The following is a 21,036-nucleotide window of genomic DNA, read 5'->3' as shown; positions in this document are numbered from 1 at the left end:
CTGCGGGCTTCGGCGTGCGCGTCGACCGCCCCGTGCCCGCGCGTACGTCCAGGCCCCGGCACGCGCTCGTACGTGTATGGCTGCCCGTGTGTGCCGTGGGGGTCGACGTGCGCGACGAGCCCGGCATGCGCGCTTGGGCGCACGGCCCTGCGGGCTTCGGCGTGCGCGTCGACCGCCCCGTGCCCGCGCGTACGTCCAGGCCCCGGCACGCGCTCGTACGTGTATGGCTGCCCGTGTGTGCCCGGCCGTCTCGGCGTGCGCGGACCGCCCGGAGCCCGTGTGCTCGCCCAGGCACCCGGCACGTGCGTAGGCGCATGGCCCCCCGCGTGGGCCCGGCAGTGTCGGCACGCGCACCGGTCGCCCCGTGCCCCGTACACCTCCAGGCCCCGCCACGCGCGCGTCCGCGTCCGTGCAGCGCCACCCTCCGTGTGCCCGGCGTGTCGACGCGCGCGCCCAAGCCGCGGCCGCCACGCGCGTCAGTCCGCGAAGAACTCCGCCAGGACCGGTGCGAGGGCGCTCGGGTCGACCATGTGGGTCTGGCCCTCCAGGACGCGGTACGACCCCTTCGGTGCCGCCTCCGCGACCGTCCTGGTGGCCTCGCGCATCCACTCGGGGCTCGCGCCGCCCGCGACGGCCAGCACCGGGACCGTGACCGAGGCCAGCCGGTCCCGGGGGACCAGACCGCCGGCCATGACCGCGTTGTCGTAGGCGAGCGTCGGGGCGACCGTCTCCATCCCGGGCCACATGGGGGACTGGCGGGCGCCCTGGATCATCTCTTCGCCCATGCCGGTGAGCCGCAGGAACAGCTCCACCGCGTCCCCGCGCCGCCCCTCGCCGAGCGCCGCGTCGAGGCTCTCGGTGTACTCGGCGTTCCGCTCGGCACCGCCGTCCAGGAAGTCGGCGTACGGCGTCTCGTAGACGGCGACCCTGCGCACCGGCAGTCCGCTCGCCGCGGCCTCCAGGACCAGCGCTCCGCCGGACGAGATGCCGCACAGGCACGCCTCGCCGCCCGCCGCCTCGATGAGCGCCGCGAGGTCCTCGACCTCACGGGCCACCGCGTAGGGGGCCGTGTCGCCGCTCGCGCCGCGGCCCCGGCGGTCGTACACGAGGACGTCGAACCGCTCGGACAGCGGCACGGCCAGGGGCGCGACCGTGCCGCCCGTGGACATCGCGCCGCTGACGAGGATGACGGCCGGGCCGTGCCCGGTGCGTTCGTACGCGATCGGTGTGCCGTCGCGCGAGAGAGTCTTCTTGTCCATGCCTGTGGAGACTGCCGTACGACGGCGAAGTCATCGGTCAGGACACGTCGACCTCGTAGAAACAGAGGTGGTCCTTGATCTCGGCGACGGCGGGCTTCGGCTCGGGATAGGACCACACCAGGTCGGGCGCGTCCGGCAGGGACCAGTAGGACGCGGTCCCCTTGAAGGGGCAGTAGGTGTGGGTGTCGGAGGGGGTCAAAAGGTCGAGTCGTACGTCCTCGGCGGGGAGGTAGTACCGCTCGGGACAGCCCGTCTCGCGCAGCACGAGGGCGCGTTCGCTCTCCGCGAGGATCTGGTCGCCGTGCACCACGCGCACGTGCCGGTCGACTTGCTCGATGGTGATCGTGTGTCCTTCGGCCATACCGGAAGAGCACCCGCGGGCCGCCGGTTCTTCCCGCGTACGGTGACCTCATGCGAATCTGCGTCTTCCTCTCCGCCGCCGACCTCGACGACCGTTACACGCGTCCCGCGCGGGAGTTCGCGAAGCTGCTGGGCAAGGGCGGCCACACGCTGGTGTGGGGCGGTTCGGACGTCGGCCTGATGAAGGTGGTCGCGGACGGCGTGCAGGAGGCGGGCGGACGGCTCGTCGGGGTCTCCGTGGATTTCCTGGCCGCGAAGGTCCGTCCGGGCGTCGACGAGATGGTGATCACGAAGGACCTGGCCGAACGCAAGAAGCTGCTCCTGGAGAAGGCCGACGCCGTGGTGATCATGGTGGGCGGCACGGGCACGCTCGACGAGGCCACCGAGATCCTGGAGCTGAAGAAGCACGGGCACACGGAGAAGCCGGTGGTCCTGCTGAACACGGCGGGCTTCTACGACGGGCTCAAGGAGCAGTTCCGGCGTATGGAGGACGAGGGCTTCCTGCCCCGCCCGCTCACCGACCTGGTGTTCTTCGCGGAGGAGCCGGTCGGGGCGCTGGCGTACCTCGAGGAGTCGCTCGGTACCCGCTGACGCCGTGATGCGAGCATGGCGGCATGGCTACACATGTGATCACCGGAGCGGGGTCCGGCATCGGCGCGGCGGTGGCCCGGCGTCTGCACGCGCGCGGGGACGAACTCGTGCTGCACGCGCGCGACGCGGGCCGTGCGAAGGAGCTGGCCGCCGAGTTCCCCGGGGCGCGGACCCTGGTCGGGGACCTGGCGGACCCGGACAAGCTGAGCTGGGCTTTCTCGCACCAGACGCTGCCGGACCGGGTGGACTCCCTGCTGCACATCGCGGGCGTGGTCGACCTCGGCCCGGTCGGCGACCTGACCCCGAAGGCCTGGCGTCACCAGCTGAACGTCAACCTGATCGCCCCGGCCGAGCTGACCCGGCACTTCCTGCCCCAACTCCGGGCAGCCCGGGGCCAGGTGGTGTTCGTGAACTCGGGCGCGGGTCTGAACGCGCACGCCGACTGGTCCGCGTACGCCGCCTCCAAGCACGGCCTGAAGGCCCTGGCGGACTCCCTGCGCCACGAGGAGCACGGCAACGGCGTCCGCGTCACCTCGGTCTACCCCGGCCGCACGGCCAGCCCTATGCAGGCGAAGGTCCACCAGCAGGAGGGCAAGGAGTACGACCCCGCGCAGTGGATCGACCCCGAGTCGGTCGCCACGACGATCCTGACGGCGATCGACCTCCCCAGGGATGCGGAGATCAATGACCTGACGGTGCGTCCGGGGCGCTGAGGACTTCCCTTCGCCCCCGCCGCCCCTACCCGGCCCGCCCCTGGGGGCCTGCGCGCCCAGACCCCCATCGTCCCTGAAGGGGCCTAGTCCTCAAACGCCGGACGGGCTGAGATCAGCCCGTCCGGCGTTTGAGGAGCGGGGTCGAAGGGGGCGAGAACACCCCCGCCGCGACCTACGTAGGCTTCACACGTGACCGCAGACATCCGCTTCGCCCCCGCCACCGGCATCGGCTCCCTCCCCGGCGGCGACGCCCGTGAGGCCGCCAGGACCGCCACCGGCTCCTTCGAGGACTTCCCGTTCCTGCCCGAGTTGCCCGCCCGCGGCCCCGGAGCCGACATGATCGGCCGCACCGCGGGCATGCTCGTCGAGCTGTACGCGCGCGTGGAGCCCAGCGGATGGCGGCTCGGGGACCGGCCGGGCCGGGACACCAAGCGGGCGCGGTCCTGGCTGGGGGAGGACCTCGACGCACTGGAGGAGTTCACCCAGGGGTACGCGGGGCAGCTGAAGGTGCAGGCCGTCGGCCCCTGGACGCTCGCCGGCGCGCTGGAGCTGAGGAACGGCGAGGTCGCCCTGTCCGACCCCGGCGCCTGCCGGGACCTCGCCGCCTCGCTCGCGGAAGGGCTGAGGCTGCACCTGGAGGAGGTGCGGAACAGGGTCCCCGGCGCGCAGATCGTGCTCCAGCTCGACGAGCCCTCCCTCATCGCCGTGCTGAGGGGGCAGGTGAGGTCCGCCAGCGGGTACCGGACCCACCGGGCCGTGGACCGGCAGGTCGTCGAGGCCGGCCTGCGCGAGGTCGTCGGGGTTCACGCGGGCGGTCCCGTCGTGGTCCACTCGTGCGCACCGGACGTCCCCTTCGCGCTGCTGCGGAGGGCGGGCGCGTCGGCGATCTCCTTCGACTTCTCGCTCCTCACCGAGCGTGACGACGACGCGATCGGTGAGGCGGTGGAAGGGGGGACGCGGCTCTTCGCCGGTGTCGTGCCGGGTACGGACGCGGCATTGTCAGACCCTGCCGGTAGCGTCATGGGTGTCAGGACGCTGTGGCGCAGGCTGGGGCTGCATCCGGGACTTCTCGCGGAGGCGGTCACGGTCACTCCGTCGTGCGGACTCGCGGGGGCCTCCCCCGAGTACGCGCGCAAGGCTCTCGCCCACTGCGTCCAGGCGGCGAGGTCCCTCGCGGACAACCCAGAGTAACGGGAGGACAACACGGTGGCCGGCGACAAGCAAGCGGAGACGACGGTGCCCTCGGAGGCACGGGAGAAGCACGCGCAGCTCGCTGAGCAGATCGAGGAGCACCGCTTCCGGTACTACGTGAACGACGCGCCGGTCATCAGCGACGCCGACTTCGACAAGCTTCTGCGTTCCCTCGAAGCCCTCGAGGAGGAGTACCCCGAGCTGCGCACCCCCGACTCGCCGACACAGAAGGTCGCGGGGGCGTACGAGACCGAGTTCACGTCCGTCCAGCACCGCTCCCGCATGCTCTCCCTGGACAACGCGTTCAGTGACGAGGAGCTGGCGGCCTGGGCGGAGCGGGTGGCCAAGGACGTCGGCACCACCGACTACCACCTGCTGTGCGAGCTCAAGGTCGACGGCCTCGCCGTCAACCTCACCTACGAGCACGGCCGCCTCACCCGCGCGGCGACCCGCGGCGACGGCCGCACCGGCGAGGACATCACGCCCAACGTCCGCACGATCGCCGAGATCCCGGACCGCCTCACCGGCGACAAGGTCCCCGACCTCGTGGAGATCCGCGGCGAGGTCTACTTCCCGATGGAGAAGTTCGAGGAGCTCAACGCCCGTCTGGTCGAGGCCGGCGACAAGCCCTTCGCCAACCCGCGCAACGCGGCGGCCGGTTCACTGCGTCAGAAGGACCCGCGCGTCACCGCCACCCGCCCCCTCCACATGGTCGTGCACGGCATCGGCGCCCTGGAGGGCTTCGACGGCATGAACCGCCTCTCCCAGGGCTACGACTTCCTCAAGTCCTGGGGCCTGCCCACCGCGAAGTACAACAAGGTGGTCGACGGTCTCGACGGCGTGCGGGAGTTCATCGCCTACTTCGGCGAGAACCGCCACTCCGTGGAGCACGAGATCGACGGGGCCGTCGTCAAGCTCGACGAGATCCCCCTGCAGGGCCGCCTCGGCTCCACCTCCCGCGCCCCGCGCTGGGCGATCGCGTACAAGTACGCGCCCGAGGAGGTCAACACCAAGCTCATCAACATCCGCGTGGGCGTGGGCCGTACGGGCAGGGTCACGCCGTACGCCCAGGTGGAACCGGTGACGGTGGCGGGCTCGGAGGTCGAGTTCGCCACCCTGCACAACCAGGACGTCGTCAAGCTGAAGGGTGTCCTCATCGGCGACACCGTGGTGCTGCGCAAGGCCGGTGACGTCATCCCGGAGATCCTCGGTCCGGTCGTCGACCTGCGCGACGGCAGCGAGCGCGAGTTCGTGATGCCGGCCGAGTGCCCCGAGTGCGGCACCGCGCTGCGGCCCATGAAGGAGGGCGACGTCGACCTGCGCTGCCCCAACGCCCGCACCTGCCCCGCCCAGCTGCGCGAACGGTTGTTCTACCTCGCGGGGCGCAAGTCGCTGGACATCGAGCACTTCGGGTACGTCGCCGCGGCCGCGCTCACCAAGCCGCTGGAGCCCTCGGATCCGCCGCTGGCCGACGAGGGCGACCTGTTCGACCTCACCATCGAGCAACTGCTGCCCATCAGGGCGTACGTCCTCGACCAGGACAGCGGTCTGCCCAAGCGCGACCCGAAGACCGGCGAGGAGAAGATCGCCACGGTCTTCGCCAACCAGCAGGGCGAACCGAAGAAGAACGCGGTGGCCATGCTGGAGAACATCGCGGCCGCCAAGGAGCGTCCGCTCGCCCGGGTCCTGACCGGTCTGTCGATCCGCCATGTCGGCCCCGTCGCCGCCGAGGCGCTGGCGCGCAACTTCCGTTCCATCGACCGCATCGAGCAGGCGAGCGAGGAGGAGCTGGCGCACACCGACGGTGTCGGCTCGATCATCGCCAAGTCCCTCAAGGAGTGGTTCGCGGAGGACTGGCACCAGGAGATCCTGCGCAAGTGGAAGGCCGCCGGTGTGCGCACGGAGGAGGAGGGTTCGGGGGAGGAGGAGGGCCCGCGTCCCCTCGAGGGCCTCACCGTCGTCGTGACCGGCACCCTGGAGCGCTTCACCCGCGACGGTGCCAAGGAGGCCCTGCAGACCAGAGGGGCGAAAGTAACCGGTTCGGTTTCGAAGAAGACGTCTTTCGTAGTCGTAGGTGACAATCCTGGTTCTAAGTACGACAAGGCGATGCAACTCAAGGTGCCTGTTCTGAACGAGGACGGCTTCGACGTCCTCCTGGAACAGGGCCCCGAGGCGGCCACCGATGTGGCGCTTCCCACGGAGGAGTAGCGAGGAGCCGCGGTTGAAGGCCACCCGATCGGCGCATACCAGATGCATACGGGTGGCCGGGGCGCATTCGGGCAACCGTCGACGACCGCTGCCCGTGGAAGCCTTCTGCGGCCTACTGTTGAGATGTGCGCCTGCCGTGCCCAGCTGCGGTCGGGGCATTCCCTTGCTCCTGATGAGCAAGGCGAAGGGTTTTCCAACGCGGCGCCGTTCAGGGTTTTGTCGGGCGAACGAGCCGCGTGGCGTGGGCACCGCCGGCTGTGAGAGGGACGGGAATGGAACCGACCGAGAGCGCCGCCCCGGACTCACGGCTGCGCCGGCTCACCGGCGCGTGGCGGGCGAGCCGGTGGGCCGGGCGGCCTTCGGGGCGCCCGGGCGCGGAGGGGCGGGTCGCCGGACAGTACACCGCGGCCCGCGGCACCGGTGCCGCGCAGCTCACCGCCGAGCGTTCCCCCGGTATGCCGGACCACGAGCCTGACCGGCACCTTTCCTGGCCCGCGCTGCCGACGGCGGTCGTCGCGGCGGCCGGATTCGTGCTGGGCGCGGGCTTCTACCGGGCCTTCACCGGCGGCCACGCGCTCTTCCCGTCCGGCACCGTCGGCTGGTCACTGGCCGTGCTGACCGGAGTCATCGTCGGCCATCTGGTCGCTCTCGGCCGAGCCCGCTGGTGGGGCGGCACCGGCTCGGGCGCCGCCCTGACCCTCGCCGTCCTGCTGCTGTACGGCTGGGTGCCCGCCGGCATGGTCAGCCTCACCGTCGTGCTGCTGGTCGGCATAGCCCGGCGCCACCGCTGGCGGCAGGGTATCTCCCACGGCGCGGTGGACATCCTCGGCATAGCCGCCGGCGCGCTGGTTCTTGCCGTGTTCGGTCAGGCGCCGTCCGTCGAGACCCCCTGGAACCCCGACACCTGGACCTTCTACACCGGCCCCGAGGTGGTCCTGGTCGCCGTGGCCTATCTCGCGGTCACCCGGGTCCTGGGCTGGTACCTGCACTCCTCACGCCACGCCGGTCTGCCCACCGTGGCCCGCACCGCCCTGGTCAGACAGGGCCTGGTCGCGGTCGCGCTGCTCGGCATCGCCCCGCTGGTCTGCGTGGTCGCCGCCGCCAAGCCGGTGCTGCTCCCGCTCTTCGCGATCCCGCTCATCGCCCTCGACTCCACCCTGTGGATGGCCCGGGCCCGCGCCGAGGAGCAACTGCGCGACCCCCTGACCGGACTGCCCAACCGGCAGTGGCTCCTCGAGCGCATCTGGACCGCCCTGGACGACGCCGAGCGCATCGGCGCCCGGTCCGCCCTGATGCTCATCGACCTCGACCGCTTCCGCTCGGTCAACGACACTTTGGGCCACCTCGCCGGTGACCGGCTGCTCCTGCAGATCGCCGACCGGCTGCGGATCGCGTTGCCGCGCGGGGCGGAGGCGGCGCGGCTCGGCGGCGACGAGTTCGCCGTCTTACTGCCCGTCGCCGACTCCACGACCTCCGCGACCCGGGTCGCCCGCAACCTGGTCGCGGCCCTCAGCTCCCCGCTCGACCTCGACGGGCTCACCCTGGTCCTGGAGGCCAGCGCCGGGGTCGCCGTCTTCCCCGACCACGCGGTGGACGCCGAGGGGCTGCTGCGGCGGGCGGACGTGGCGATGTACCAGGCCAAGCGGGACCGTACGGGCGTAGAGGTGTACGAGTCCAAGCGGGACTCCAACACCCCCGACCGGCTCGGGCTGCTGGGCGATCTGCGCCGGGCCCTGGACGCCCACGAGGTACAGCTGCACTACCAGCCCAAGGTCCGCTTCGACGGACAGGTCGCCGGTCTGGAGGCCCTGGTGCGCTGGGTGCACCCGGAGCGCGGGAAGGTGCCGCCGGACGAGTTCATCGCGATCGCCGAGTCGTCCGGGCTGATGCCCTACCTCACCGAGTACGTCCTCGACACGGCTCTCGGCCAGGTCGCCGAGTGGCGGGCGCAGGGCCTGTTCGTCCCGGTGGCGGTCAACGTCTCCCCGCGTGACGTCCACACCCCGGGCTTCGCCGGCTCGGTGGCGGCGCGCCTGGCCCGGCACGGCGTCCCCGCGGGAGCGCTCCAACTGGAGATCACCGAACACGTCCTCCTCGAGGACCCCTCGCGGGCCGCGGACACCCTCGCCGCACTGACCGGGCACGGCGTGAAGATGTCCCTGGACGACTTCGGCACGGGTTACTCCTCCCTGGTCCACCTGCGCCGCCTCCCCGTCAGCGAACTGAAGATCGACCGCTCCTTCGTGGCCAAGCTGGCCGTCGACACCGAGGACGCGGAGATCGTCCGCTGCACGGTCGACCTCGCCCACTCCCTGGGCCTCCTCGTCGTCGCGGAGGGCGTGGAGGACGACGAGACCTGGGAGCGGCTGCGCGACATGGGCTGCGACGCCGTACAGGGCTGGCTGGTGGCGGCGGCGATGCCGCCGGAGGAGACCACGGCCTGGCTGCTGGCCAGGGGATCGAGGGGCTGGCAGCGGCCGAGGGCGGCGCTGCCGGCGGCGGAGTGACCCGTCCAGGCATCCTTTGGTGCGGTATGGGGCCTGCCCGTTGCCGTCGGCTACGGGAAACCGTTTAACGGCCATCCGGCCGTGACCCATAGGATTGGCCCCAAACCACACACACTCACCCACCCCAGAGGATCGCTGCATGCCTGGCATCACGCGCGAGGAGGTCGCTCACCTCGCACGGCTGGCGCGTCTGGAGCTGAAGCCCGAAGAGCTCGAGCACTTCGCGGGACAGCTGGACGACATCATCGGCGCGGTCGCACGCGTCAGTGAGGTCGCCGACCAAGACGTACCGCCGACCTCGCACCCGCTCCCGCTGACGAACGTCATGCGGGCGGACGAGGTCCGTCCGTCGCTCACCCCCGAGCAGGCGCTCTCCGGCGCCCCGGCCCAGGAGCAGCAGCGTTTCAAGGTGCCGCAGATCCTGGGGGAGGACTAACCGCCATGACGGACATCATCAAGCTGACCGCCGCCGAGACCGCCGCGAAAATCGCCTCCGGTGAGCTCACGGCCGTGCAGGTCACCGAGGCCCACCTGGCCCGTATCGAGGCCGTCGACGAGAAGGTGCACGCCTTCCTGCACGTCGACCGCGAGGGCGCCCTCGCGCAGGCCCGTGCAGTCGACGAGAAGCGGGACAGGGGCGAGAAGCTCGGCCCGCTCGCCGGCGTCCCGCTCGCGCTCAAGGACATCTTCACCACCGAGGGCATCCCGACGACCGTCGGCTCGAAGATCCTCGAGGGCTGGATCCCGCCGTACGACGCGACCCTCACCAAGCGGCTGAAGGCCGCCGACGTCGTCATCCTCGGCAAGACCAACATGGACGAGTTCGCCATGGGGTCCTCCACCGAGAACAGCGCCTACGGCCCGACCGGCAACCCCTGGGACCTCACCCGGATCCCGGGCGGCTCCGGCGGCGGCTCCTCCGCCGCGCTGGCCGCGCACATGGCGCCCCTCGCCATCGGCACCGACACCGGCGGCTCCATCCGCCAGCCGGCGTCCGTCACCGGCACGGTCGGCGTGAAGCCGACGTACGGGGCGGTCTCCCGCTACGGCATGGTGGCGTTCTCCAGCTCCCTCGACCAGGGCGGCCCCTGCGCCCGTACGGTCCTGGACGCGGCGCTTCTGCACGAGGTCATCGCCGGGCACGACCCGCTCGACTCCACCTCCATCGACGCGCCCGTTCCGCCGGTCGTCGAGGCCGCCCGCAACGGCAGTGTCGACGGCATGCGCGTCGGTGTCGTGAAGCAGTTCCGCGGCGAGGGCTACCAGGCCGGTGTCATCCAGCGCTTCGACGAGTCGGTCGCCCTCCTCAAGGAGCTGGGCGCCGAGATCGTCGAACTGGACTGCCCGTCCTTCGACCTGGCGCTCTCCGCGTACTACCTGATCGCGCCCTCCGAGTGCTCCTCCAACCTCGCCCGTTTCGACGGCCTGCGCTACGGCCTGCGGACCGGCGACGACGGCAGCCACTCGGCCGAGGAGGTCACCTCCCTCACCCGTGAGGCGGGCTTCGGCCCCGAGGTCAAGCGCCGCATCATGCTCGGCACCTACGCCCTCTCCAGCGGCTACTACGACGCCTACTACGGCTCCGCGCAGAAGGTCCGCACGCTCATCACGCGCGACTTCGAGAAGGCCTTCGAGCAGGTCGACGTGATCGTCTCCCCGACGACCCCGACCACCGCCTTCCCGATCGGCGAGCGCGCCGACGACCCGATGGCGATGTACCTGGCCGACCTGTGCACCATCCCGACCAACCTCGCGGGCAACTCGGCCATGTCGCTGCCGTGCGGTCTCGCCCCGGAGGACAACCTCCCGGTCGGTCTGCAGATCATCGCCCCGGCCCTGAAGGACGACCGTCTCTACAAGGTCGGCGCCGCCGTCGAGGCTGCCTTCGTGGAAAGGTGGGGCCACCCGCTCCTGGAGGAGGCACCGTCGCTGTGAGCAAGCTGACCAAGGCGAAGGACTTCAAGAAGTCCAAGTCCGGCACGTACCTGTCCATCGCCACCACCGCGTTCGGCGCCATCGGTGTCGCCAAGCGACTCAAGAAGGCGCGCGCCGAGAGCGACACGCTGGTCCTGATCGACGCCACCGTGGCCGCCGTCGCCGTCGTCACCGGCCTCGCCGTCCTGTACCGCGAGCTGAAGCGGCTGGGCGACGACGACGTCCTGCTGGGCTGAGAGGGAAGTTACACCGTGACCATCACGACCGACCTGGTGTCGTACGAGGACGCTCTCGCGTCGTACGACCCCGTCATGGGCCTCGAGGTCCATGTCGAACTCGGCACCAAGACCAAGATGTTCTGCGGCTGTTCGACCGAGCTCGGTCAGGACGCCAACACGCAGACCTGTCCCACCTGCCTCGGCCTGCCCGGCGCGCTCCCGGTCGTCAACGCGATCGGCATCGAGTCGGCCATCAAGATCGGTCTCGCGCTGAACTGCGAGATCGCCGAGTGGTGCCGTTTCGCCCGGAAGAACTACTTCTATCCGGACATGCCGAAGAACTTCCAGACCTCCCAGTACGACGAGCCGATCGCCTTCAACGGCTACCTCGACGTGCAGCTGGAGGACGGCGAGACCTTCCGTGTGGAGATCGAGCGCGCGCACATGGAGGAGGACACCGGCAAGTCGACCCACGTGGGCGGCGCGACGGGCCGTATCCACGGCGCCTCGCACTCGCTCCTCGACTACAACCGCGCCGGCATCCCGCTCATCGAGATCGTCACCAAGCCGATCGAGGGCGCCGGCGAGCGGGCTCCCGAGGTCGCGCGGGCGTACGTCCGTGAGCTGCGCGAGGTCATCAAGGCGCTCGGCGTCTCGGAAGCCCGCATGGAGATGGGGCAGATGCGCTGCGACGTGAACCTGTCGCTGCGCCCGCACGGCCGCGAGAAGTTCGGCACGCGTTCCGAAACGAAGAACGTCAACTCGCTGCGGTCCGTGGAGCGCGCGGCCCGTTTCGAGATCCAGCGGCACGCCGCCGTACTGAACAGCGGCGGGACGATCATCCAGGAGACCCGGCACTTCCACGAGGACACGGGGTCCACGACCTCGGGTCGCGTGAAGGAAGAGGCCGAGGACTATCGGTACTTCCCCGAGCCGGACCTCGTTCCGGTGGCCCCCTCGCGTGAGTGGGTCGAGGAGATCCGGGCCGCGCTGCCCGAACTGCCGCTGGTGCGCCGCAACCGCCTCGTCGCGGAGTGGGGCATCTCGGCCCTCGACATGCAGTCGATCCTCAACGCCGGTGCCCTGGACCCGATCGTCGCCACCATCGACGCCGGTGCCGACGCGGCCTCCGCCCGCAAGTGGTGGATGGGCGAACTGGCCCGCAGCGCCAACGAGTCGGGCAAGTCGCTCGACGAGCTTTCGATCACCCCGGCGCAGGTCGCCCGGGTCACCGAGCTCGTCGCCAAGGGCGACCTCAACGACAAGCTGGCCCGTCAGGTCATCGAAGGCGTCCTCGCGGGCGAAGGCACCCCGGACGAGGTCGTCGAGAAGCGCGGTCTGAAGGTCGTGTCGGACGATTCAGCGCTTGGTACGGCTGTCGACGAGGCCATCGCCGGCAACCCGGGCATCGCCGACAAGATCCGTTCCGGAAAGGTCGCCGCGGCGGGCGCCCTGGTCGGCGCGGTCATGAAGGCCACCCGTGGCCAGGCCGACGCGGCCCGCGTCAAGGAGCTGATCCTGGAGAAGCTGGGCGTCGGCGAAGGCTGAGCCAGAGCGCCGAGTACGGCCCCGGAGGACATGTCCTCCGGGGCCGTACCGTTACTTACGGCGGCCTACGAGCCGTACGAATCCGAGCGTCCGGCCTTCGTCGGCGCGCATCAGATCCACCGAGTCGCGGGCCATGTCGGCCATCCACGCGTAGGGGCTCTCCTCGGCGCAGACCTCGCTCCACAGCAGCCAGTCCTTCCAGCCGTCGGGCTGCCATTCGGCGGTCTCGACCTCGACGGCCCCGCTGCGCGTCCACTGGCGCCGCCACCAGCCGGCGGAGTGGAACGCCCAGAAACCGGGGTCCCAGAAGGGCTTGAGGTGTTCCGGGGGTTCGGTCCCCTCGATCTCCTCCCTGAGCGCCGGTACCACGATCCCGATCCGCCCGCCCGGCTTCAGCAGCCGGGTCAGCGTGGGCAGATAGAGGTCGTTGGTGCCGAAGTACTGGTAGGCGTCGATGCTCACGATCGCGTCGAAGCTGCCCTCGGCGAACGGCAGGTCGTGCGCCTCGGCATGCACCGGCAGCACCCGGTCGGCGAAACCGGCCTCGGCGATGCGCTTCGCGTTCTCGTCCGGCTTGACCCACAGATCGGCCGCGGTGACCTGGACGTCGTACTCCCTGGCCAGGAAGACCGAGGTCATCGCCCGGCCGCAGCCCAGGTCGAGCACGCGGGCGCAGGGGCGCAGGGTGTCCAGGCCCAGGGCGGGCGCGAGCCACTCCAGCAGCCACAGCGCGTTCGGGCCCATCTGGTTCTCGACGACCCAGCGGGCGTCGTAGCTGTTGCTGCGGGGGTAGCGGGCCTGGGTCAGCCGCTGGGCGAGGTCTTCATTCGAGGTCCGCGAGGTCCTCTGGGTGATGTCGTCCGGCATCGGTGAACGGGCTCCTTGAGTCCTGAGAGACGGAAAGGGATACGACGGAGCTCGGTCGGACGCTCAAACAACGCACCTGCTTCGGTCGGGGGCCGGACGGACCCGGGGTAGCTCAGCGGAACACGCTACGCTCGCCCGCCATGAACGGTCCTGCGAATTCCGAGCCATCCGACATACAGAAGGAGTACGACGGCCAGGTGCTGGACGCCCGGCGGGCCCGCTGGACGGCTTCCGGCACCGGCGCTCTGCTGGCCCTCGCCGGCCTGGCCGCGGCGGCGCTCCGCGCGGCCGGTTCCGCCCCCGCACTCGTGCCGGCGGCCTACGCCTTCGGGGCCGCGGTGTGCGCGCTCGCGGCGTTCCTGGGCTCCCGGGGGCGCACCCGCAGAGCGCTGTGGCTGCTGATCGCCGGCGTCATGGTGATGGCGCTGGGCGACCAGTTCGACTGAGGTGACAGAGTGGCCGTTACTGTCCTGTGATCTGTCTCCCACTCCTGTGAATAACCGCACGATGGCGATAAACGATCACTTTTGCCTGCAAGAGTGGTCCACGCATTGCTCATGCGTTCTTTGCGGGCCGTTCACCCATGGACGACTGTTCCCGGTCAAAGATCCACAATTCACCACCCTGGGAGCACGTTCGTGGCAGCCCTTGCACGCTGGTGTGTCCGACGACGCCTGGTCGTCGTCCTCCTGTGGCTCCTCGCCCTCGGCGGCGTGAGCGCGGCCGCCGTCGTCACCGGTTCCGCGTACTCGAACGACTACGAGGTCCCCGGCACCGAGTCGGGCCGCGCCACCCAGCTGCTCCAGGACGGCTTCCCGGACCTCGGAGGCGACAGCGACACCGTTGTCTGGCACCTCACGTCGGGCTCGGTGCGGGAGGCCGACGTCGAGCAGACGATGACGGCCACCCTGGACAAGATCGCGGACCTGCCCGGGGTGGCCGCCGTCGTCAGCCCGTACGACGACCCGGGCGCCGGCCGGATCAGCGCCGACGGGCACACCGCGTACGCCACCGTCACCTTCGCCGACTCGGCCGAGGACATCGACGCCTCCGAGGCGAAGGCCGTGGTGGACACCGCCAAGGACGCCGAGGCCGACGGGCTCCAGGTGGAGCTGGGCGGCAGCGCCGTCGCCCTCACCGAGCCCTCGGGCGGCCATGTCGCCGAGATCGTGGGCGTGCTCGTCGCCGCCCTCGTGCTGTTCCTGGCCTTCGGCTCGCTCGCCGCCTCGCTGCTGCCCATCGCGACCGCCCTGGTCGGTGTGGGCACCGCGTACGCGGGGATCGTGCTGCTCGGGCACGCCATGACCGTCGCCGACTTCGCGCCCATGCTCGGCATGCTGATCGGGCTGGGCGTCGGCATCGACTACGCGCTTTTCATCGTCACCAGACACCGGCGCGGCCTCAAACGGGGGCTGGGCGTCGCCGAGTCCGTCGAGAACGCCGTCACCACCACCGGACGCGCGGTCGTCTTCGCGGGTGCCACGGTTTGCATCGCCCTGCTCGGGATGCTGATCCTCCGGCTCGGCTTCCTCAACGGCGTCGCCATCGCCGCCTCCCTGACGGTGGTCCTCACGGTCGCCGCGTCCGTGACCCTGCTGCCCGCCCTGCTCTCCCTCATCGGCATGCGCGCCCTGAGCCGACGCGAGCGGCGCCGCCTCGCCGAGCACGGGCCCGAACCCGAACTGCCCACCGGGTTCGCCCACCGCTGGTCCGCGTTCGTGGAACGGCACCCCAAACTGCTCGGCGCCATCGCCCTGGTCGTCATCACCGTCCTCGCCCTGCCCACCCTGGGCCTGCGGCTCGGCACCTCCGACCAGGGCAACGACCCGCGGTCCGCGACCACCCGGCAGGCGTACGACCTCCTGGCGGACGGCTTCGGCCCCGGCGTCAACGGCCCGCTGACGCTGGTGACCCATGTGAACGGCGCCGAGGACAAGCTCCTCCTCGACAACCTCGACGCCACCCTGCGCACCACCGAGGGCATCGCGTCCACCACCCCGGTGACCTACGACACCGGCGGCGACCTCGCCTACTTCACGATCGTCCCCGAGTCGGCACCGCAGTCCCAGCAGACCAGCGACCTCGTGGACCGGCTGCGCACCGAGGTGCTGCCGCGCGCCGAGACCGGCACCTCCCTCGACCTCCACGTCGGCGGGATGACCGCCTCGTACGACGACTTCGCGGACGTCATCGTCGGCAAGCTGCCCCTGTTCGTCGGTGTCGTCATCGGCCTGGGCTGTCTGCTGCTCCTGCTCGCGTTCCGCTCCGTCGGCATCCCGCTGAAGGCGGCCGCGATGAACGTCGCCGCCGTCGCCGCCGCCTTCGGAGTGGTCGTCGCGATCTTCCAGTGGGGCTGGGGGAGCGAACTGCTGGGACTGGGGCGCGCGGGCCCGATCGAGCCCTTCCTGCCGGTGATCATGGTCTCGGTCCTCTTCGGTCTCTCCATGGACTACCAGGTGTTCCTGGTCAGCCGGATGTACGAGGAGTGGCTGGAGACCGGCGACAACCGGAGGGCCGTCCGCGTCGGCCTCGCCGAGACCAGCCGGGTGATCAACTCCGCCGCGGTCATCATGATCTCCGTCTTCCTCGCCTTCGTCCTCAGCGGTGACCGCGTGATCGCCATGTTCGGCATCGCGCTCGCCGCCGCCGTGGCCCTCGACGCCTTCGTCCTGCGCACCCTCCTGGTCCCGGCCCTCATGCACCTGCTCGGCGGCGCCAACTGGTGGCTGCCGGGCTGGCTGGAGAGCCGGATGCCCCGCATCAGCATCGAGCCCCCCGAGTGCCGTGCCGCGCATGAAAGGCTGGACGAGGTCGTGCAGGAGCTGGAGAAGGAGCGGGACGAGGATGTACGCGATATCGCTGGGTGACGACAGGGCGGAACTGCGGCCCCTGGAGCCTTGGCACGCGGAGGAGTTCCTGGCCAACCTGGAGCGGGGCCGCGAGTTCATCGGACAGTTCATCCCCTTCGGCTCCCAGGCCGTCGACGTGGCCTCCGCGCGCGAGACACTCCAGCGGTACGCCCGGATGCGCGCCGACGACACCGGCGGCTACCACGGCATCTGGCTGGACGGAAAGCTCGTCGGCGGTGTGCTCGCCCTGAACTTCGACGCCGAGCAGGGCAACTGCGAGGTCGGCTGCTGGCTGGAGCCCGCCGCGACCGGCCGCGGACTGATCACCCGCGCCATGAGGGTGCTGATCGACTGGGTGGTCGAAGAACGCGGCATCCACCGGATCGAATGGGTCGCCGCGTCCGGAAACACGGCCAGCATCAACGTCGCCCGGCGCCTGGGAATGACCCGCGACGGAGTCCGCCGTCAGGCCCACCCCTATCGTGGCGTACGGCACGACCTCGAGGTGTGGTCGATTCTCGCCCCCGAGTGGCGTGAGACACGCGCGCGAGCAGCCCGGAACGATCATTAAGACCCCTCTCAGACAGGATCCGTACGGTGCCCGACATGGGAACGAAGACAGCTGACGAGACCGGCGCCGAGACGGGCGCCGAGGCCACGACCGACGAGCAGAAGGTGAGTGTCGCCAAGACCGACGAGGTGACGGAGGCCGAGGACACCACGGCCGACGACGAGATCACCGCCGATCACGAGGACGAGCTGCCCGGGGCCGCCCAGGAGGAGGGCCCCACCGGCGTCGGCCAGGGCGCGGGCGCCGTCGTCTCCGCCGCGCTCGGCCTGGTCTCGCTCACCGGCAGCTGGATCGGCACCGTGGCCGCCGCCCGCGAGACCCTCGTCGGACAGCTGCAGACCTCGTCCACCGCGACCGTCGCCAAGCAGGTCAAGGAGGTCTACGGCGACGCCTGGCAGACCACCGCGCTCTGGGGCGGCCTCTTCGCGCTGCTCGCCCTGGTCGTCGGTGTCGCCGTGCTGGCCCGGCCCGCCTTCGGCGCCCCCGGCAAGCCGCAGGCCGTGTGGATCAAGTCCGTCGCCTGGGGCGGTGTCGCACTCGGGGTCATCGGCCTGCTCCTGGCCGTCCTCAAGTACACCGGCCTCCTGCTGGACCTGCCCTCCGCGGGCTGAACAACCGCAGGTCACGAGGGGTCTTAGGGCATCCGTAGGTACCTTACGGAGCCCCTGAGGCCCCTCCTGCGCGTCTAAGGCCCCCGCGGCCCCCGAAGATGCGGAACTCTCCCGATGTGGCGGACCCGCCTCGGAGACGAAGGTGGAGGCATCGCAGAAAGCGAAGCCCGAAACCGACTCCGACAAGGACGACGCCATGTATCCCGAGTACGAGATCTCCCAGTACCGGTCCACCGAACTCATCCGCCAGGCCGAGCACGAGCGCCTCGTCCGCGAGACCCTGCGCGGCCGCCGCGCCGCCCGTCGTGAAGCCGCCGAACGCACCGCGGAGGAGGCACATACCGACCGCCCCCGGCGGCACCGGTTCCTCCGCACGGCGTGAGCGCCCGAGGGAGGGAGGACGGCCGCACGGCTCAGCCCCTCCCCGCGGTCACCACCGCTACCGTCCTCCCCGCGACCGGGGCCGGTCGGGAAACCGGGCCCGCTCCGAAAACGGGTGACGTGGTGTCGGACCCGCGTGTAATGCTCGGGCCCGTGGAGACCAGGTCCGTCAGTCCCGTGTTCGTCGGCCGCACCGAAGAGCTGAACAGCCTGAACGAAGCGCTCGCCCGCGCCGAAGCGGGCGAGCCGCAGGCGTTGTTGCTCGGTGGCGAGGCCGGGGTGGGCAAGACCCGGCTCGTCGAGGAGTTCGCCACCGCCGCCTGCCGGCAGGGCGCGGTCGTCGCCCTCGGCGGCTGCGTGGAGATCGGCGCCGACGGACTGCCTTTCGCGCCCTTCTCCACCGCCCTGCGCGCCCTGCGCCGCGCCCTGCCCGAGGAAGTGGCCGCCGCGGCCGCCGGTCAGGAGGAGGAACTGGCCAGGCTGCTGCCCGAGGTCGGTGAGGCGATCCCCGCCCGGGGCGCCGGCCGGCACGACGAGGAGAGCCTGGCCCGCCTGTTCGAGCTCACCGCGCGCCTCCTGGAACGCGTCGCGGCCGAGCGCACCGTCGTCCTCGCCCTGGAGGACCTCCACTGGGCCGACGCCTCCACCCGCCACCTCCTGGCCTACCTCTTCCGCACCCTGCGCACCGGCCGCCTGGTCGTCCTCGCCACCTACCGCGCCGACGACATCCACCGCCGCCACCCGCTGCGCCCCCTGCTCGCCGAACTCGACCGCCTGCGCACGGTCCGCCGCATCGAACTCGGCCGCTTCAACCGGGACGAGGTGAGCCGCCAGATAGCCGGGATCCTCGCCACCGAACCGAACCCCGCCCAGGTCGACGAGATCTTCGAACGCTCCGACGGGAACGCCTTCTTCGTCGAGGAACTCGCCGTCTGCGCCACCGAGGGCTGCGGCACCGGCCTCACCGACTCGCTCCGAGACCTGCTCCTGGTCCGCGTCGAGGGGCTGCCCGAGAGCACCCAGCGGGTCGCCCGGGTCGCCGCCGAGGGCGGCTCCACCGTGGAGTACCGGCTGCTCGCCGCCGTCACCCGGCTCGCCGAGGACGACCTCATCGAGGCGCTGCGGGTCGCCGTGAACGCCAACATCCTCATCCCGGCACCCGACGGCGACGGCTACCGCTTCCGGCACTCCCTGGTCCGCGAGGCCGTCGCCGACGACCTGTTGCCCGGCGAACGCTCCCGCCTCAACCGCCGCTACGCCGAAGCCCTGGAGGCCGACCCCACGCTCGTCCCCGCCGACGAGCGGGTCATGCGCCTGGCCAGCTACTGGTACCACGCCCACGACGCCGCCAAGGCGCTCCCCGCCGTCCTCGACGCCTCCGTCACCGCCCGCCGCCGGCACGCCTACTCCGAACAACTCCGGCTCCTGGAACGCGCGATGGAGCTGTGGGACACCGCGCCCGAGGACGTCCGGGCCGCCCTGCGCCCCGTCGACTACACCGAGGTCTACCCTCCCTGCGGCTGCGACCCCGCCACCACCCCGCTGCGCTACCTCGACCTCATGGCCGAGGCCGCCGTCGCCGGCCGCCTGGGCGGCGAACGCGAACGTGCCCTGAAGATCACCAAGCGGGCGCTGCACCTCCTGGAGGACGACGGGGACCCCCTGCGCGCGGCCTGGTTCTGGGTCCAGCGCTCCCACCTCGTCCAGGGACTGACCCGCGGCGACGGCTGGGCCGAACTGGCCACCGCCGAGGACCTGGTCCGCGGCCTGCCACCCTCCGAGGTGCACGCCGAGGTCCTCGCCGACGTCGCCCACTGGTCCATGATCCACATCCCCGGCCCCGAGGCCGTCTCGGCCGCCGAGCGCGCCGTGGAGTACGCCCGCATGGTGGGCGCCCGCGAGATCGAGATGAACGCGCGGCTCACCCACGCGGGCCTGATCGTCGAGTCCGGCGGCGTCGAGACCGGGCTGGCCGAGATGTTCGAGATCCTGCGGCAGACTCTCCAGGACGGCATCTCCGCCGTCGCCAGCCGTGTCTACGTGAATCTGCCCAGCGCCCTCGAAGCCCTCGGGCGTTCGCGGGAAGCCGTGCCCGTCCTCGAAGAAGGGATCGGCTACGCCCGGAGGTTCGGCCTGTCCGACAAGGAGGCCTGGATCTGGGGCAACCTCGCCGAATCCCTCTACGCCCTGGGCCGCTGGGACCGGGCCGCGGAAGCCGCCACCCAGGCCGAACTCGTCGGCCAGAGCGCCAAACCCCGTGGCTTCCACGCCGCCACCCGCTCCCAACTCGCCCTCGCCCGTGGCGAGCTGTCCGAGGCGGCCCGCCAACTGGCGGCCGCGCGCGGCTACTTCGGCACCCACGACAAGGCTCCGCAACACGAGATCCCCCTCTGTGAACTGGCCATCGCCATCGCCGCCGCCGAAGGCCGCCTCCTGGACGCCCGCGCCGAACTCGAACGCGTGCTGGACTCCGGCTTCCCGCCCGGCACCCAGCGCTACGCCTGGCCACTGCTCCTCACCGCCGCCACCATGGAGGCCGACAGCCTCGGCCTGCCCGTCGCCGAACCGGGCCGCACGAAGGTCCTCGACCGCATCCGGGAGGCCGCCAAGCCCCTCGCCACCAACGCGCCCGTCTGGCTGGCCCATGAACGCTGGCTGCGCGCCGAACTGCTGCGCGCCGAGAGCGCCGACACCCCCGACCACTGGTGCGAGGCCCTCACCGCCTTCGAGCCCCTGGAACGCCCCTACGCCCTCGCCCGCGTCCGCCACCGGCTCGCCCAGGCCCTCCTGTCGGCACCCGGCGGCGCCGAGCAGCCCGAGCGCGACCGGGCCACCGAACTCCTGCGTCTCGCCCACGCCGCCGCCGACCACCTCGGCGCCCGGCCCCTCGCCGACGCGGTCACGCTGCTCGCCCAGCGTGCCCGCCTCGCCCTGACCGCGGCCCCGGCGCACGACCGGGCCGACCCGGTCCGCTCCCTCGGCCTCACCGGCCGCGAACGCGACGTCCTGCGCCTGGTCACCCTCGGCCGCACCAACCGCCAGATCGCCGAGGAACTCTTCATCTCCCCGAAGACGGCCAGCGTCCACGTGTCCAACATCCTCGCCAAGCTCGGCGTCTCCGGACGAGGAGAGGCGGCGGCGGTCGCGCACCGGCTGGGACTGTTCCCCGCGGCGGCTCTCCACGCGCCGATCACGGAGTGAGGCGTACGGTGTAGGAGACCGGCAGG

Annotated in this window: 18 protein-coding genes; 15 read left to right on the top strand and 3 right to left on the bottom strand. The window is 71.3% G+C overall.

Annotated features, from left to right (window positions below; translation table 11 throughout):
* Nucleotides 1-476 precede the first annotated feature (476 nt).
* Both ABZT06_RS18140 and ABZT06_RS18135 read right to left on the bottom strand, forming a co-directional pair.
* Nucleotides 477-1,259, bottom strand: a complete 783-nt coding sequence (locus tag ABZT06_RS18140) for an alpha/beta hydrolase (RefSeq protein WP_355741328.1) — start codon at nt 1,257-1,259, stop codon at nt 477-479.
* Between the two features lie 37 nt (nt 1,260-1,296).
* Complete coding sequence (locus ABZT06_RS18135) at nt 1,297-1,620, bottom strand: DUF427 domain-containing protein (RefSeq protein WP_355741325.1); 324 nt, start codon at nt 1,618-1,620, stop codon at nt 1,297-1,299.
* Nucleotides 1,621-1,670: 50 nt separating this feature from the next.
* Between ABZT06_RS18135 and ABZT06_RS18130 the strand changes: the two genes are divergently transcribed.
* The 9 genes from ABZT06_RS18130 (at nt 1,671) to gatB (ending at nt 12,530) form a co-directional block, all read left to right on the top strand.
* Nucleotides 1,671-2,210: a TIGR00730 family Rossman fold protein gene (locus ABZT06_RS18130; protein WP_355741323.1), complete on the top strand. Its 540-nt coding sequence runs from the start codon at nt 1,671-1,673 to the stop codon at nt 2,208-2,210.
* Between the two features lie 23 nt (nt 2,211-2,233).
* Complete coding sequence (locus tag ABZT06_RS18125; protein ID WP_355741321.1) at nt 2,234-2,923, top strand: SDR family oxidoreductase; 690 nt, start codon at nt 2,234-2,236, stop codon at nt 2,921-2,923.
* A 189-nt stretch (nt 2,924-3,112) separates the two neighbouring features.
* Nucleotides 3,113-4,114, top strand: a complete 1,002-nt coding sequence (locus ABZT06_RS18120; protein ID WP_355741319.1) for a methionine synthase — start codon at nt 3,113-3,115, stop codon at nt 4,112-4,114.
* Nucleotides 4,115-4,129: 15 nt separating this feature from the next.
* Nucleotides 4,130-6,322, top strand: coding sequence for an NAD-dependent DNA ligase LigA (ligA, locus tag ABZT06_RS18115; RefSeq protein ID WP_355741317.1), 2,193 nt, complete (start codon nt 4,130-4,132; stop codon nt 6,320-6,322).
* 272 nt (nt 6,323-6,594) lie between these two features.
* A complete protein-coding gene (locus ABZT06_RS18110; RefSeq protein WP_355741315.1) occupies nt 6,595-8,829 on the top strand; it encodes a bifunctional diguanylate cyclase/phosphodiesterase in 2,235 nt (744 codons plus the stop codon).
* A gap of 139 nt (nt 8,830-8,968) precedes the next feature.
* Nucleotides 8,969-9,265 (top strand): Asp-tRNA(Asn)/Glu-tRNA(Gln) amidotransferase subunit GatC, encoded by a 297-nt coding sequence (gene gatC / locus ABZT06_RS18105; RefSeq protein WP_007384860.1) that lies wholly within the window; start codon nt 8,969-8,971, stop codon nt 9,263-9,265.
* A 5-nt stretch (nt 9,266-9,270) separates the two neighbouring features.
* Nucleotides 9,271-10,764, top strand: a complete 1,494-nt coding sequence (gene gatA / locus ABZT06_RS18100) for an Asp-tRNA(Asn)/Glu-tRNA(Gln) amidotransferase subunit GatA (RefSeq protein WP_355741313.1) — start codon at nt 9,271-9,273, stop codon at nt 10,762-10,764.
* On the top strand, nt 10,761-11,000 hold the full coding sequence (locus ABZT06_RS18095; RefSeq protein WP_031051298.1) for a hypothetical protein: 240 nt from the start codon (nt 10,761-10,763) through the stop codon (nt 10,998-11,000). Before gatA ends, ABZT06_RS18095 begins: the two co-directional genes overlap by 4 nt.
* 15 nt (nt 11,001-11,015) lie before the next feature.
* Nucleotides 11,016-12,530 carry an Asp-tRNA(Asn)/Glu-tRNA(Gln) amidotransferase subunit GatB gene (gene gatB / locus ABZT06_RS18090; protein ID WP_355741311.1) on the top strand — a complete coding sequence of 505 codons (1,515 nt, stop codon included), beginning with the start codon at nt 11,016-11,018 and terminating at the stop codon, nt 12,528-12,530.
* Nucleotides 12,531-12,581: 51 nt separating this feature from the next.
* Here gatB and ABZT06_RS18085 read toward each other — a convergent pair whose 3' ends face one another.
* Nucleotides 12,582-13,397: a methyltransferase domain-containing protein gene (locus ABZT06_RS18085; protein WP_355741309.1), complete on the bottom strand. Its 816-nt coding sequence runs from the start codon at nt 13,395-13,397 to the stop codon at nt 12,582-12,584.
* A gap of 140 nt (nt 13,398-13,537) precedes the next feature.
* Between ABZT06_RS18085 and ABZT06_RS18080 the strand changes: the two genes are divergently transcribed.
* The 6 genes from ABZT06_RS18080 (at nt 13,538) to ABZT06_RS18055 (ending at nt 21,010) form a co-directional block, all read left to right on the top strand.
* Entirely contained in the window at nt 13,538-13,843 is a 306-nt protein-coding gene (locus ABZT06_RS18080; RefSeq protein WP_355741306.1) for a hypothetical protein, read from the top strand.
* Between the two features lie 192 nt (nt 13,844-14,035).
* Nucleotides 14,036-16,264, top strand: a complete 2,229-nt coding sequence (locus ABZT06_RS18075; protein ID WP_355741304.1) for an MMPL family transporter — start codon at nt 14,036-14,038, stop codon at nt 16,262-16,264.
* On the top strand, nt 16,242-16,817 hold the full coding sequence (locus ABZT06_RS18070; protein WP_355741302.1) for a GNAT family protein: 576 nt from the start codon (nt 16,242-16,244) through the stop codon (nt 16,815-16,817). The genes ABZT06_RS18075 and ABZT06_RS18070 overlap by 23 nt, the downstream gene beginning before the upstream one ends.
* Nucleotides 16,818-16,852: 35 nt before the next feature.
* The gene (locus tag ABZT06_RS18065) at nt 16,853-17,428 is read left to right on the top strand and encodes a hypothetical protein (RefSeq protein WP_355741300.1); all 576 of its coding nucleotides are present in this window, start codon (nt 16,853-16,855) and stop codon (nt 17,426-17,428) included.
* Nucleotides 17,429-17,624: 196 nt separating this feature from the next.
* Nucleotides 17,625-17,810, top strand: coding sequence for a hypothetical protein (locus ABZT06_RS18060; RefSeq protein ID WP_355741483.1), 186 nt, complete (start codon nt 17,625-17,627; stop codon nt 17,808-17,810).
* Between the two features lie 140 nt (nt 17,811-17,950).
* A complete protein-coding gene (locus ABZT06_RS18055; RefSeq protein ID WP_355741298.1) occupies nt 17,951-21,010 on the top strand; it encodes an AAA family ATPase in 3,060 nt (1,019 codons plus the stop codon).
* The last annotated feature ends 26 nt before the right edge of the window (nt 21,011-21,036 follow it).

The sequence above is a fragment of the Streptomyces sp. NPDC005483 genome (genome assembly GCF_040606035.1).
Lineage (GTDB): Bacteria > Actinomycetota > Actinomycetes > Streptomycetales > Streptomycetaceae > Streptomyces.
The sequence above is the reverse complement of the archived record's forward strand: the minus strand, read 5'-3'. Positions and strand labels throughout refer to the sequence as shown.

Excerpts from the sequence above, each read along its gene's own strand:
- ABZT06_RS18140 (WP_355741328.1), bottom strand. The coding sequence starts at position 1,259 with ATGGACAAGAAGACTCTCTCGCGCGACGGCACACCGATCGCGTACGAA.
- ABZT06_RS18135 (WP_355741325.1), bottom strand. The coding sequence starts at position 1,620 with ATGGCCGAAGGACACACGATCACCATCGAGCAAGTCGACCGGCACGTG.
- ABZT06_RS18130 (WP_355741323.1), top strand. The coding sequence starts at position 1,671 with ATGCGAATCTGCGTCTTCCTCTCCGCCGCCGACCTCGACGACCGTTAC.
- ABZT06_RS18125 (WP_355741321.1), top strand. The coding sequence starts at position 2,234 with ATGGCTACACATGTGATCACCGGAGCGGGGTCCGGCATCGGCGCGGCG.
- ABZT06_RS18110 (WP_355741315.1), top strand. The coding sequence starts at position 6,595 with ATGGAACCGACCGAGAGCGCCGCCCCGGACTCACGGCTGCGCCGGCTC.
- gatC (WP_007384860.1), top strand. The coding sequence starts at position 8,969 with ATGCCTGGCATCACGCGCGAGGAGGTCGCTCACCTCGCACGGCTGGCG.
- gatA (WP_355741313.1), top strand. The coding sequence starts at position 9,271 with ATGACGGACATCATCAAGCTGACCGCCGCCGAGACCGCCGCGAAAATC.
- ABZT06_RS18085 (WP_355741309.1), bottom strand. The coding sequence starts at position 13,397 with ATGCCGGACGACATCACCCAGAGGACCTCGCGGACCTCGAATGAAGAC.
- ABZT06_RS18080 (WP_355741306.1), top strand. The coding sequence starts at position 13,538 with ATGAACGGTCCTGCGAATTCCGAGCCATCCGACATACAGAAGGAGTAC.
- ABZT06_RS18070 (WP_355741302.1), top strand. The coding sequence starts at position 16,242 with ATGTACGCGATATCGCTGGGTGACGACAGGGCGGAACTGCGGCCCCTG.
- ABZT06_RS18065 (WP_355741300.1), top strand. The coding sequence starts at position 16,853 with ATGGGAACGAAGACAGCTGACGAGACCGGCGCCGAGACGGGCGCCGAG.
- ABZT06_RS18060 (WP_355741483.1), top strand. The coding sequence starts at position 17,625 with ATGTATCCCGAGTACGAGATCTCCCAGTACCGGTCCACCGAACTCATC.
- ABZT06_RS18055 (WP_355741298.1), top strand. The coding sequence starts at position 17,951 with ATGCTCGGGCCCGTGGAGACCAGGTCCGTCAGTCCCGTGTTCGTCGGC.